Annotated in this window: 12 protein-coding genes; 3 read left to right on the top strand and 9 right to left on the bottom strand. The window is 66.4% G+C overall.

Annotation, left to right across the window (positions count from 1 at the left end; translation table 11 throughout):
• Positions 1-43: 43 nt before the first annotated feature.
• The 7 genes from IP89_RS01630 to IP89_RS01600 all read right to left on the bottom strand — a co-directional run bounded on the left by IP89_RS01630 (position 44) and on the right by IP89_RS01600 (position 8,150).
• The gene (locus IP89_RS01630; RefSeq protein ID WP_043307147.1) at positions 44-1,882 is read right to left on the bottom strand and encodes an SLC13 family permease; all 1,839 of its coding nucleotides are present in this window, start codon (positions 1,880-1,882) and stop codon (positions 44-46) included.
• Positions 1,883-1,916: 34 nt separating this feature from the next.
• Positions 1,917-2,213 carry a helix-turn-helix domain-containing protein gene (locus IP89_RS01625; protein WP_043307146.1) on the bottom strand — a complete coding sequence of 99 codons (297 nt, stop codon included), beginning with the start codon at positions 2,211-2,213 and terminating at the stop codon, positions 1,917-1,919.
• Between the two features lie 10 nt (positions 2,214-2,223).
• The gene (locus IP89_RS01620) at positions 2,224-2,673 is read right to left on the bottom strand and encodes a hypothetical protein (protein WP_043307145.1); all 450 of its coding nucleotides are present in this window, start codon (positions 2,671-2,673) and stop codon (positions 2,224-2,226) included.
• A gap of 54 nt (positions 2,674-2,727) precedes the next feature.
• Entirely contained in the window at positions 2,728-5,559 is a 2,832-nt protein-coding gene (locus IP89_RS01615) for a valine--tRNA ligase (protein WP_043307144.1), read from the bottom strand.
• 97 nt (positions 5,560-5,656) lie between these two features.
• Positions 5,657-6,175 carry a hypothetical protein gene (locus IP89_RS01610; protein WP_043307143.1) on the bottom strand — a complete coding sequence of 173 codons (519 nt, stop codon included), beginning with the start codon at positions 6,173-6,175 and terminating at the stop codon, positions 5,657-5,659.
• 77 nt (positions 6,176-6,252) lie between these two features.
• Entirely contained in the window at positions 6,253-6,669 is a 417-nt protein-coding gene (locus IP89_RS01605) for a DNA polymerase III subunit chi (RefSeq protein ID WP_043307142.1), read from the bottom strand.
• Positions 6,666-8,150, bottom strand: a complete 1,485-nt coding sequence (locus IP89_RS01600) for a leucyl aminopeptidase (RefSeq protein WP_043307140.1) — start codon at positions 8,148-8,150, stop codon at positions 6,666-6,668. The genes IP89_RS01605 and IP89_RS01600 overlap by 4 nt, the downstream gene beginning before the upstream one ends.
• A gap of 139 nt (positions 8,151-8,289) precedes the next feature.
• On the opposite strand from IP89_RS01600, the gene lptF reads away from it, so the two are divergent.
• Both lptF and lptG read left to right on the top strand, forming a co-directional pair.
• On the top strand, positions 8,290-9,423 hold the full coding sequence (gene lptF, locus IP89_RS01595) for an LPS export ABC transporter permease LptF (protein WP_043307139.1): 1,134 nt from the start codon (positions 8,290-8,292) through the stop codon (positions 9,421-9,423).
• On the top strand, positions 9,416-10,477 hold the full coding sequence (lptG, locus tag IP89_RS01590; RefSeq protein WP_043307138.1) for an LPS export ABC transporter permease LptG: 1,062 nt from the start codon (positions 9,416-9,418) through the stop codon (positions 10,475-10,477). Before lptF ends, lptG begins: the two co-directional genes overlap by 8 nt.
• Before the next feature lie 48 nt (positions 10,478-10,525).
• On the opposite strand, the gene IP89_RS01585 is transcribed toward lptG, so the two are convergent.
• Positions 10,526-10,756 (bottom strand): hypothetical protein, encoded by a 231-nt coding sequence (locus tag IP89_RS01585; protein ID WP_256203087.1) that lies wholly within the window; start codon positions 10,754-10,756, stop codon positions 10,526-10,528.
• Between the two features lie 47 nt (positions 10,757-10,803).
• Positions 10,804-12,069 (bottom strand): Hsp70 family protein, encoded by a 1,266-nt coding sequence (locus IP89_RS01580; RefSeq protein WP_043307137.1) that lies wholly within the window; start codon positions 12,067-12,069, stop codon positions 10,804-10,806.
• Positions 12,070-12,291: 222 nt separating this feature from the next.
• Between IP89_RS01580 and IP89_RS01575 the strand changes: the two genes are divergently transcribed.
• Positions 12,292-13,029 (top strand): ABC transporter substrate-binding protein, encoded by a 738-nt coding sequence (locus IP89_RS01575; protein WP_043307136.1) that lies wholly within the window; start codon positions 12,292-12,294, stop codon positions 13,027-13,029.

Here is a 13,029-nt window from a genome sequence, read left to right as displayed (position 1 = left end):
ATACGCTGAGGCGTAGTTGTACAAGTCCTATTTCTTGTACAAGTTATTGCGAGGCGAGCGGGAAGAACCAGGGCACCAGCAGTACGCTGACCAGCATCACCAGCACGGTGAAGGGCACGCCGATGCGCACGAAGTCGCCGAAGCGGTAGCGTCCTGGCGTCATCACCAGGGTGTTGACCGGCGAGGACACCGGCGTCATGAAGGCCGCCGACGCCGCCAGGGCGACGATCATGGCGAATGGCTGAGGCGCCATGCTCAGGCTCTGCGCGGTGGCGATGGCTACTGGCGCCATGAGCACGGCGGTGGCGGTGTTGGAGACGAACAGGCCGATCACCGCGGTAAGGCTGAACAGGCAGGCGAGGATGGCGTAGGGCCCGGCACCGCCGAGCAGGCCGACCAGGCCGCGCACCGCCAGGTCGACGCCGCCAGTCTGCTGCAGGGCCTGGGCGAAGGGCAGCATGCCGGCGATGAGGATCAGCGTCGGCCAGTGGATGGCGCGGTAGGCGCTGTCCAGGTCGATGCAGCGGAAGGCGCCCATCAGCAGGCAGCCGATCAGCGCGGCCAGCACGTTGGGCACCGCGCCGCTGACCATCAGGCCGATCATCACGGCCAGGCTGAGCAGGGCGTAGGGCGCCTTGCTGATCGCCGGCGCCACCTCGTCCACCTCCACCGGCAGGCCGAGCACGACGAAATTGCGCGTCTGCTGCTGCAATCGATGGATGTACTTCCACTCACCGGCTACCAGCAGGCTGTCGGCGGCGCGCAGCTTCTCGTCCACCAGCACGCCTTCCACCGCCTTGCCCTGGCGGCGCAGGCCGACCAGGTTGAGGCGATGGCGGCTGCGCAGGGCGATCTCCTGCACCGTCTTGCCCGCCAGTTGCGACTCCGGCGGCAGTATCACCTCGGCCAGGCCCAACTGGTGCGAGTGGCGACCATAGTAGGAGGCGGGCAGTGGTGCGGGTTCCAGGCCGAGTGCCTGGTAGGTGCCGAGCAGGCCGATGGCCGGGCTGGCCAGGTCGACCAGTAGGAAGTCGCCGGCGTGCAGCTGGGTGCTACCGGTAGCCATCAGCAGCAGAGTGCGGAACTGCCGCTCGCGCTCCACCGCGATCACGTTGATGCCGTGTTCCTGGCGTAGCGTCAGCTCGTCGAGCACCTGGCCGACCAGGGGCGAGTCGGCACGTACGCGCAGACGTCGCTCGCGCTCGCTCAGGCGGTAATCGCGAGCCAGTTCGGCCAGGGTTGGGCGCGCCGGGCGGCTGTCGTCGCGGGCGTCGTCGCGCAGCAGCCAGCGGCGGGCCAGCAGCATGTAGCCGATGCCCAGGGCGAGGATGGGCAGGCCGATCAGGGTCGGGGCGAAGAAGCCGAAGCCTTCCAGGCCGTGGCGGCGCAGTTCGGCGTGGACCACCAGGTTGGGCGGCGTGGCCACCAGGGTGAGCATGCCGCTGATCAGGCCGGCGAAGGCCAGCGGCATCATCAGCCGGGTCGGTGACAGGTGCAGGCGCGCGGCCACGCTGAGCACCACCGGGATGAAGATGGCGACCACGCCGGTGGAGCTCATCACCGAGCCGAGCCCGGCTACCGCCAGCATCAGCAGCACGATCAGGCGCGTCTCGCTGTTGCCGGCGCGGGCCGCCAGCCAGTCACCCAGGCGATAGGCGATGCCGGTGCGTACCAGGCCCTCGCCGATGACGAACAGCGCGGCGATCAGCACCAGGTTGGGGTCGCTGAAACCGTCCAGCGTTTGCCGGATGTCGAGCACGCCGGTCAGCGGCAGGGCGACCAGGGCGAGCAGGGCGACGGCGTCCATGCGCGGCTTGTTGAGCGCGAACAGCAATACCGCGCCGGCCAACAGCCCCAGGACCCAGAGCAATTGCGGATTCATGCCGCCTCCCCCTTAGCAGCTCCGGGCAATTGTTTCAGGGATAGCCTAGCAGCGCCTTGATCTGCGCCAGATGGCCGGCGACCCAGGCGCGGTCGATCGGGCCCCACTCGCGGATCACATAGTGGCCGGCGTTGTTGCGCTCACCGTCGTGCTGCACGAAGTCGCAGAGGATATCCAGTTCGCCGAGTGCGGCCAGGGTGTCCTGGGCGGTGCGGCGGGGCATGCCGGTGGCTTCCATGAGTGCCGGCACGCTGGCGGCAGTGCCGCTGTCGATCAGCCAGGCCACGTAGAGGCGGCGGTAGAAACTGGTCTTGGTCTTGCTGACTTCCATGGAAGACTCCTCAGCTGTGCGCACGGCGGCGCAGGGTGCGGTGGCGGCTATTGAACAGCAGGCGCAGGAACAGACGCACCAGTGGCGCCGGCAGCAGTGGGTCGACCGTCAGTTGATCGACCAGCCTAACGCCGCCCGCGACCGGCTCCAGGCTGCGCGCGTGGCGCCACAGGCGCATGCCGGTCATCGGCGACTGTTCAACGAAGCCCTGGGTGGGCGTGAGCGAGATCAGTGTCAGGCGCGAGGTGCCGAGTGGCAGTACGCCGAACAGCCACAGCCAGCTGGTGAACAGCGGCCGGCCCGGTTCCACAGTCACGTCCTGCAGGTTGTGGATATGTCGCGGCACGCTCATCCACAGCCAGGGGCGCATCTCCTGGCGCAGGCCACGCACCTCGGTGACCCAGCGCCAGGCGGTGTCCGGGGTGGTCGGTAGGGTCGACTCGAAGCGCAATTCGATCATCGGCTGTCCTTGGCCAGCAAAGAAAAAGGCCCGCATGAGCGGGCCTTTTTCTTATCACAGGTTGGCGATCTTCTCGCGCTGCTCGACCAGTTTGGCCAGCGCCTGTTCGGCCTCGGCCAGCTTGGCGCGCTCCTTGTCGAGCACTTCGGCCGGCGCCTTGGCGACGAAGCCTTCGTTGCTCAGCTTGCCGCCGACGCGCTGGACTTCGCCTTGCAGGCGCTGGATTTCCTTGTCCAGGCGCGCCAGTTCGGCGTCCTTGTCGATCAGGCCGGCCATCGGTACCAGCACCTGCATCTCACCGACCAGGGCGGTGGCGGACATCGGCGCTTCTTCACCGGCGGCCAGCACGCGGACCGATTCCAGCTTGGCCAGCTTGTTCAGCAGCGGCTCGAAGTCGGCCAGGCGGCGCAGGTCTTCGGCATTGGCGTTCTGCACGATGATGTCGATGCGCTTGGCCATGGAGATCTTCATCTCACCACGGATCTGGCGGACGCCGAGCATCAGCTGCTTGACCCACTCGATGTCGCCTTCGGCGGCAGCGTCGATGCGGCTTTCGTTGGCCACTGGCCAGGCCTGCAGCATGATGGTTTCGCCGCTGATGCCAGCCTGGCCCTTGATGCGCTGCCAGATTTCTTCGGTGATGAAGGGCATGAACGGGTGGGCCAGGCGCAGGATCACTTCCAGCACGCGCACCAGGGTGCGGCGGGTGCCGCGTTGGCGCTCTGCTGGCGCGTTTTCGTCCCACAGCACCGGCTTGACCAGTTCCAGGTACCAGGCGCAGTACTCGTCCCAGATGAACTCGTACAGCGCTTGCGCGGCCATGTCGAAGCGGAAGGCGTCGAGGTGGCGGGTCACGTCCTGCTCGCAGCGCTGCAGGGCGGAGATGATCCAGCGATCCACCGGCGACAGGTCGACCGCTTCGCCATTCACGCCGGTGTCCTGGTTATCGGTGTTCTCGATAACGAAGTTGGCGGCGTTCCACAGCTTGTTGCAGAAGTTGCGGTAACCCTCGACGCGGCCCATGTCGAACTTGATGTCACGACCGGTGGAGGCCAGCGCCAGGTTGGTGAAGCGCAGGGCGTCGGTGCCGTAGGCGGCGATGCCTTCGGGGAACTCGGCGCGGGTCTGCTTGGCGATCTTCTCGGCCAGTTTGGGCTGCATCATGCCGCTGGTGCGTTTTTCCAGCAGGGCGTCCAGTTCGATGCCGTCGACAATATCCAGTGGGTCGAGGACGTTGCCCTTGGACTTGGACATCTTCTGGCCCTGGCCGTCGCGCACCAGACCGTGCACGTACACGGTCTTGAACGGGATCTGCCCGGTCAGGTGGGTGGACAGCATGATCATCCGGGCGACCCAGAAGAAGATGATGTCGAAACCGGTGACCAGCACGTCGGTGGGGTGGAAGGTCTTGAGGAAGTCGGTCTGCTGCGGCCAGCCGAGGGTGGAGAAAGTCCACAGGCCGGAGCTGAACCAGGTGTCCAGCACGTCTTCGTCCTGGCGCAGGTTGGCGTCGCCGAGGTTGTGCTTGGCGCGTACTTCTGCCTCGTCACGGCCGACGTAGACGTTGCCGGCGTCGTCATACCAGGCCGGGATGCGGTGGCCCCACCAGAGCTGACGGCTGATGCACCAGTCCTGGATGTCGCGCATCCAGCTGAAGTACATGTTCTCGTACTGCTTGGGCACGAACTGGATCTCGCCGCTCTCGACCACGGCGATGGCTTTCTCGGCCAGCGGCTTGGTGGAGACGTACCACTGGTCGGTCAGCCACGGCTCGATGACGGTGCCGGAGCGGTCGCCCTTCGGCACTTTCAGGGCGTGGTCGTCGATGCTCTGCAGCAGGCCGGCGGCCTCGAAGGCGGCAACGATCTGCTTGCGTGCGACGAAGCGGTCGAGGCCGGCGAATTCGGCTGGCAGGCTGCCGTCGAGCTCGGTGTTGACGCTGCCGTCGATGTTGAACACCTGGGCCTTGGCCAGCACGGCGGCGTTCTTGTCGAAGATGTTGAGCAGCGGCAGGTTGTGGCGCTTGCCGACTTCATAGTCGTTGAAGTCGTGGGCCGGGGTGATCTTCACGCAGCCGGTGCCGAACTCGGGGTCGCAGTAGTCGTCGGCGATGATCGGGATACGGCGGCCAACCAGCGGCAGCTCGACGAAGGTGCCGATCAGGGCTTTATAGCGCTCGTCTTCCGGGTGCACGGCCACGGCGCTGTCGCCGAGCATGGTTTCCGGGCGGGTAGTGGCGACGATCAGGTAATCCTTGCCGTCGGCGGTCTTGTTGCCGTCGGCCAGCGGATAACGCAGGTTCCACAGGTGGCCTTTCTCGTCGTGGTTCTCCACTTCGAGGTCGGAAATGGCGGTGTGGAACTTGGTGTCCCAGTTGACCAGGCGCTTGCCGCGGTAGATCAGGCCATCCTGGTGCAGGCGTACGAAGGCTTCTTTAACCGCTTCGGACAGGCCTTCGTCCATGGTGAAGCGCTCGCGCGACCAGTCCACCGAGGAGCCCAGGCGGCGGATCTGCCGGGTGATGGTGCCACCGGACTGTTCCTTCCACTCCCAGACCTTCTCCAGGAACTTCTCGCGGCCCAGGTCGTGGCGGCCGATGCCGTCGGCAGCCAGCTGGCGCTCGACCACCATCTGCGTGGCGATGCCCGCGTGGTCGGTGCCCGGCTGCCACAGGGTGTTGCGGCCCTGCATGCGGCGGAAGCGGATCAGGCAGTCCATGATCGAGTTGTTGAAGCCATGGCCCATGTGCAGGCTGCCGGTGACGTTCGGCGGCGGGATCATGATGGTGTAGGGCTCGCCGGAACCTTGCGGGGCGAAGTAGTTGTTCGCCTCCCAGTTCTCGTACAGGGCGGTTTCGATGGCGTGGGGCTGGTAGGTCTTGTCCATGGGTGCGGCGGGACCGTATTGGCAACTGATCGGGAAAGCCGGCAAGTATAACGGCTGGCACCCGCCATGGGCCACTGGCCGCCGGCTGGCGTGCGGATCAGGCTTTCGGCTTGAGCAGGCGGTCCAGGCGGGCGTCGAGGCGGCGTTTGAGCTCGGCTTCGATCTGCGGCACGAAGTCGTCGATCACGTCCTGCAGGATCAGCTGGGCGGCGGCACGCAGTTCGGCGTCCAGCTTGCTCTGGCTGGCGGCCAGGCTGTGCTGCACGGCGCTGCTGATGCTCGGCGCGCTGGGCGCGGCCGGCCTGGGCTGAGGCGCTGGTGCCGGTGCTGCAGCAGGCGCGGGGGCGACAGCTGGTTGTACCGGGTAGGACAGCGGCACGCTGGTGACTGCGGGGGCTGCTGGCGTCGGAGCGGGCTGTGCGGGCGTTGCCGGGCTGCTTGCGGCGGGTGTTGCGGCGCCGTGCTCGATGATGTCCGAGAGCAGCGGGATTTGCAGGTCGTCGTCCAGTGTTTCGGTCAGCAGCGGCGGCTCCAGCTGATCTTTTTCCAGCAGCTGGCGGATGGCTTCCAGATCGTCCAGGAGGAGATCGGACTTGGGTGGTTTGGAGCTATCCATGGGCATTGCGGACTGACGAGGTGGACGGGGCGGCGAATTCTACGCCTAAGGGCGTGGCATTTCGACCGCGCTGATGTTCAGAGTTCCACGCGCTGCGGGTCATGCCCGAGCTGGCGGTACTGGCGGAAGCTCTCGCGGCACTGGGCGAGCAGGGCCGGTTCCTGGTTGACGATCTCGATCACCCGGTTGAAGCGGGCCAGGTGCGGCGACAGCTGCGGATGCAGGTTGAGCAGCACGCCGCCAGCCTGCGCCGGTTCCTGGTCGAGGCCGATCACCACCGGGGCCTGCGGGTCCGTCTCATGCAGGTCGTGGGGGATGAAGGATTCCGGGCGGGCGCTCCACAACAACTGGTCCAGCGCCTCGCACTGTGCCTGGTCAGCGCCGCGCAGGAATACCGGAAGTCCGGCCTTCCAGGCCTTGCCGGCCAACTGGCAGGCCGCGCGCAGGCGGCCTTCCGGTGTGGCGGAGGAGAGTACGTAGAACTCGACTCTCACTTGACCCGGTCCAGCAGGTACTGGGTCAGCAGCGGTACCGGGCGGCCAGTGGCACCCTTGTCCTTGCCGCCGCTGATCCAGGCGGTGCCGGCGATATCCAGGTGCGCCCAGTGGTAGCTCTTGGCGAAGCGCGACAGGAAGCAGCCGGCAGTGATGGTGCCGGCCTTAGGCCCGCCGATGTTGGCGATGTCGGCGAACGGGCTGTCCAGCTGCTCCTGGTACTCGTCGAACAGCGGCAGCTGCCAGGCGCGGTCGTCGGCATGCTCGCCGGCCTTGAGAATCTGCTTCACCAGGGTGTCGTTATTGCCCATCAGGCCGGAGGCATTGCTGCCCAGGGCGACGATGCAGGCGCCGGTGAGGGTGGCGATGTCGATCACCGCCTGCGGCTTGAAGCGCTCGGCGTAGGTGAGCGTGTCGCACAGCACCAGACGGCCTTCGGCGTCGGTGTTGAGGATCTCCACGGTCTGCCCGCTCATGGTGGTGACGATGTCACCCGGTCGGGTAGCGCGGCCACTCGGCATGTTTTCGGCGCAGGCCAGCAGGCACACCAGGTTGATCGGCAGCTGCAGCTCCAGTACGGCGCGCAGGGTGCCGAGCACGCTGGCGGCGCCGCACATGTCGTACTTCATCTCGTCCATGCCGGCGGCCGGCTTGATGCTGATGCCGCCGGTGTCGAAGGTGATGCCCTTGCCGACCAGGGCGAAGGGCTGCTCGTCCTTCTTGCCGCCCTGGTAGTTGAGCACGATCATCCGCGGCGGCTGCTCGCTGCCCTGGGCCACGGCGAGGAAGGCGCCGGCGCCCAGCTCCTTGAGCTTCTTCTCGTCGAGGATGTCGACCTTGAGGTTCTTGTGTGCCTTGGCCAGGGCCTTGGCCTCTTCGGCCAGGTAGCTCGGGTGGCACAGGTTCGGCGGCAGGTTGCCGAGATCCTTGGTGAAGGCCATGCCGGTGGCGATGGCCTGGGCGTGCAGGCTGCCGCGCTCGACTTCGGCCTGCTCGGCCTTGTCGGCGATCAGGGTGATCTTCTTCAGCGCCTTGGGTTCGGCCTTCTTGCTCTTGAACTGGTCGAACACGTAGCCGCCGTCGGCCAGGGTCTCCACCAGCAAGCGGGTCTTGGCGTAGGCGTCGCGGCCCTTGACCTTGAGCTCGCCGAGGGCCAGCACGGCATCGCCGCCGCCGAGGTTCTTCAGCACGCCATGGGCGGCTGCAACCAATTTGCGGAACTGGCGGTCAGACAGCTCGCCTTTGCCGCTACCGACCAGCAATACGCGCTCGGCCTTGAGGCCTGGCAGGCTGTGCAGCAGCAGGGTCTGGCCCTGCTTGCCGGCGATGTCGCCGCGCTTGAGCAGGGTGCTAATGGCGCCGCCGCTGGCGTCGTCCACGGCCTTGGCCGCAACGCCGAGCTTGCGGCCTTCACCGAGCGCGACCACCAGGGTCGCGGTCTTCAGGGTTTCCGGGCGGGTGCTTTTGACGAGGAATTCCATGTGCTGTCCCCAAGACAAAGAAGCGGGTTTGACGGATAATGCCGGTCATTTTTTCGAGGTCCGCCATGGCGGGCCGTGCTACCGAGTGCGGCTAGTGTGAGCGTGCCTGCCTGCGCCTGACAACCCTGGAGCGTCCGGTTTGATCGTCTTCCGTTATCTGTCCCGCGAAGTGCTGATGACCCTCGGTGCGGTGAGTGCCGTGCTGCTGGTGATCATCATGAGCGGGCGCTTCATCAAGTACCTGGCCCAGGCTGCGCAAGGCGTGCTGGACCCGGGCGTGCTGTTCCTGATTATGGGCTATCGCATGCCCGGCTTCCTCCAGCTGATCCTGCCGTTGGGCCTGTTCCTCGGCATCCTGCTGGCCTACGGTCGCCTGTATCTGGACAGCGAGATGACCGTGCTCTCAGCCACCGGCATGAGCAACCGCCGCCTGCTGGCCTACAGCATGGCGCCGGCCACCGTTGTCGCCCTGATGGTCGCCTGGCTGAGCCTGGGCCTGGCGCCCCAGGGCGTCAGCGAGGTGGCGCGCATCTTCAACCAGCAGGACGCCCTGACCGAGTTCGATACCCTGGTGCCCGGGCGCTTCCAGGCGATGAAGGACGGCTCGCGGGTCACCTACACCGAGGGCCTGTCCGAGGATCGCGGCCAGCTCAGCGGCGTGTTCATCACCGAGAAGCGCATGACCGCTCCGGCCAATGGCGAGAAGCCGAAGGAGAGCGGCATCACCGTGCTGGTCGCCGAGAAGGGCCGCCAGGAAATCCAGGCCGATGGCAGCCGCTATCTGATCCTGGAAAACGGTTACCGCTACGACGGCAACCCGGGCCAGGCCGATTACCGTGCCACCCAATACCAGACCCACGGCGTGCTGCTGCCCAAGCCCAGCGTCAGCGGCGAGATCGGCGAGCGCGAGGCGATCCCGACCCGCGAGCTGTTCGGCAGCGACAATCCGCGCTACCAGGCCGAGCTGCAGTGGCGCCTGTCGATTCCGCTGCTGGTGTTCATCGTCACCCTATTGGCGGTGCCACTGTCCAAGGTCAATCCGCGCCAGGGCCGCTTCCTCAAGCTGCTGCCGGCGATCCTCCTGTACATGGCCTACCTGGCCCTGCTGATCGCCGCCCGCGGCCAGCTGGACAAGGGCAAGATTCCCATGGAACTGGGCCTGTGGTGGGTGCACGTGCTGTTCCTGCTGATCGGCGCCGCCCTGTTCCTCTGGCAACCGATGATGCTCAAGCGGGCCAGCCGTCGCGCCGCCAAGGAGATGGCCCATGCGTAAGCTCGATCGCTACATCGGCACCAGTGTGTTCTTCGCCATCCTCTCGGTGCTCGGCATCATCGTCGGCCTGGCGCTGCTGTTCGCCTTTATCGACGAGCTGGGCGACCTCAGCGAGGGCTACGGCACTGTCGAGGCGCTGGTCTACGTGCTGCTGACCCTGCCGCGGCGGGCCTACGAGATGCTGCCGATGGCGGCGCTGATCGGTTGCCTGATCGGCCTCGGCAGCCTGGCCAGCAACAGCGAGCTGACCATCATGCGCGCCGCCGGCGTATCGGTCGGGCGCATCGTTTGGGCGGTGATGAAGCCCATGCTGGTGCTGATGCTGGTTGGCGTGCTGGTCGGTGAGTACCTGGCGCCGTGGAGCGAGAACCAGGCCCAGGCCTACCGCTCGCTGGCCCAGGGTGGCGGCGAGGCGCAGAGCTCCAAGCATGGTCTGTGGCACCGCCAGGGGCAGGAGTACGTGCACATCAACGCCGTGCAGCCCAACGGCCGCCTGGTTGGCGTGACCCGCTACCAGTTCGACGACCAGCGCAAGCTGGAGTCCGCCAGCTTCGCCCGCCGTGCCCAGTACCAGGGCGACCACTGGCTGCTGGAGGACGTGAAGACCACGCGCTTCCACGACAAGAACACCGAGGTACAGCAGGCCGACAGCGAGCGTTGGGACATCGAGCTCAATCCGCAGCTGCTCGGCACCGTGGTGCTGGCGCCGGATGCGCTGTCGGTGACCGGCCTGTGGCGCTACATCCATTACTTGGCCGAACAGGGTCTGAGCAACGGCAGCTACTGGCTGGCGTTCTGGACCAAAGTGCTGCAGCCGCTGGTGACCGCCGCGCTGGTATTGATGGCAATCTCCTTCATCTTCGGCCCGCTGCGTTCGGTGACCCTCGGCCAGCGCGTGTTCACCGGCGTGCTGGTGGGCTTCGTGTTCCGCATCGCCCAGGACCTGCTCGGTCCGTCCAGCCTGGTGTTCGGCTTCTCGCCGCTGCTGGCGGTGGTGGTGCCGGCGACCATCTGCGCCGTGGCCGGGATATTCCTGCTCAGACGCGCGGCCTGATTCAGGCAGACAAAGAAAAGGCCGGGCATTTGCCCGGCCTTTTTCGTTTCACTGCTGGCCTTGTGGTTCCAGCTGCTGCAGGCGTTGCTGGCTCTGCGCGTTGACCTGTTCGATCTGCTGCTTGAGCTGCTCCATCTGCTTCTGCGCCTGTTGCGCCTGATCGGCCTGCAGCTTGGCGCTGGTGGCGGTGGCCACACCACCGTCACAGGCGGCGAGGGTGAACAGGCTGAGCAGTAGCAGGCAGGTGCGCATGGCGATCTCCAGAGAATGAGTGCTCACCTTAGCGCTTTGCCGGTCGCCGTGCAGCGACCGCCATCACCAGTGGTCTAGCCGTAACGACGCGCGGCTTCGATGGCCAGACCGCTACCGATGCTGCCGAAGCTGTTGCCCTCGGTGGCGCGGGCATTCGGCAGCAAAGCGGCGACGCTCTGGCGCAGGGCCGGCACGCTGCTGGAACCGCCGGTGAAGAAGATGGTGTCGACTGCCGCGTGGGCGACGCCGGCACGCGCCAGCAACTCATCGACGCTGGCGCGGATGCGCTGCAGCAGGCCGTCGATGGCCTGGTCGAACAGTGGGCGATCGAGCATGGCGCTGAGGCCGCTTTCGATGCGCGCCAGATCGATCAGGTGCTCGTCGCGCTCGGTCAGGCTGATCTTGGCTTCTTCCACCTGCATGGCCAGCCAGTGGCCGGCACGCTGTTCGGTGAGGCGCAGCAGACGGTCGATGCCGGTCGGGTCGACGATGTCGTAGCGCATGTTCTTCAGCGCCAGCTGGGCCTTCTGCGCGTATGCCGCGTTGATGGTGTGCCAGGTGGCCAGGTTGAGGTGGTGGCTGGTGGGCATCAGCGCATCGCTCTTCATCCGGCTGCCATAGCCGAACAGTGGCATGACGCCGTCCAGGCTGAGCTGCTTGTCGAAGTCGGTACCGCCGATGTGCACACCGCCGGTGGCCAGGATGTCGTCCTGGCGCTCGTTCAGCTCGCGACGCTCGGGTGCCAGGCGCACCAGGGAGAAGTCCGAGGTACCGCCGCCGATGTCGACGATCAGCACCAGTTCCTCGCGCTCGATGCTGCGCTCGTAGTCGAAGGCCGCGGCGATCGGTTCGAACTGGAACGACACATCCTTGAAGCCGAGCTTGTGCGCCACCGCCAGCAGGGTGTTGGCTGCCTCGGCATCGGCCTGCGGGTCTTCGTCGACGAAGTACACCGGGCGGCCCAGCACCACCTGTTCGAATTCACGGCCGGCCTGGGCCTCGGCACGGCGTTTCAGTTCGCCGATAAAGAAGCCGAGCAGGTCACGGAACGGCAGGGCGCTGCCCAGCACGGTGGTCTCGCTCTTCAGCAGCTTGGAGCCGAGCAGGCTCTTCAGCGCGCGCATCAGGCGGCCTTCGTAGCCATCCAGGTATTCGGCGAGCGCCTGGCGGCCATAGACCGGGCGGCGTTCCTCGGTGTTGAAGAAGATCACCGAGGGCAGGGTGATCTTGCCGTCTTCCAGCTCCAGCAGCGGTTCCATGCCCGGCCGCCACCAGCCGACGGTGGAGTTGGAGGTGCCAAAGTCGATGCCCAGGGCATTGGCGGGACGGGAGGGATTCATGCTGTGCTCCGGAAAAACGGCCGCGCATTCTATGCGAGCAAAGCGTTTCGTGCATGCCGCAGGTCGGTTCGGCAGGTGCGCGCCTCGCCGGGCGGCGTTCAACCAGCAATGCGGGCGTCTATTTCGAGCCTTGCGTGGCAACTGACCTGCGGCCAAGTGTCACCGGGAGGCTGATTCCGCCGTCAGCATGAGCTAGGCTCACGGGCGGGGTGGAGTAGTCGAATGCGTTTGCGGTGGTTTCTCTGGTTGGTGCTGGGCCTGCTGCCGAGTTGGGCGGCAGGCGAGCTGCGCCTGCTCACCGAGGAGGCGCCGCCGACCAGCTTCCTGCATGACGGCAAGCCCGACGGCTACGCAGTGGAAGTGGTGCGTGAGCTGATCCGGCGCACCGACAGCGCCGCGACCATCGAGCTGCTGCCCTGGACCCGCGCCTACCACCTGGCCAAGACCGAGAGCGATGTCGCGCTGTTCTCGGTGGTGCGCACGGTCGACCGCGAGCCTTCGTTCCAGTGGGTCGGCCCGATCCTGCGTGGTTCCACGCGCTTCTATTCGTTGAAGTCGAGCCAGCTGCAGATTGACAGCCTGGAACAGGCCGCGCATGCCGGCACCCTGGCGCTGCCCAAGCAGTGGTACACCTACGAGACGCTCGAGCGCATGGGCTTCACCAATCTCTACGGCGTGCCCAGCGCCAAGCACATGGTGACCATGCTCAAGCACGGGCGGGTCAAGCTGATCGCCACCGAGGACCTGACCCTGCGCGAGGAACTGGCCAGCGGTGGCCTCACCCCGGACGAGGTGCAGAGCCATCTGGCCTTCATGCGTTCCGACTACTACATCGCCTTCTCGCCGAACACCGACGCCGCGCAGGTGCGCCGTTGGCAGCGTGCGCTCGACGGCATGGGCGAGGACGGCAGCCTGCGCCGCATTCGCGAGCGCTGGTTGCCGACGGTCGAGCGGCCCTGA

The organism is Pseudomonas sp. ML96 (genome assembly GCF_000761545.1).
Taxonomy (GTDB): Bacteria; Pseudomonadota; Gammaproteobacteria; order Pseudomonadales; family Pseudomonadaceae; genus Aquipseudomonas.
Note: the sequence above shows the minus strand (reverse complement) of the source record. Positions and strands in the feature narration are given on the sequence as shown.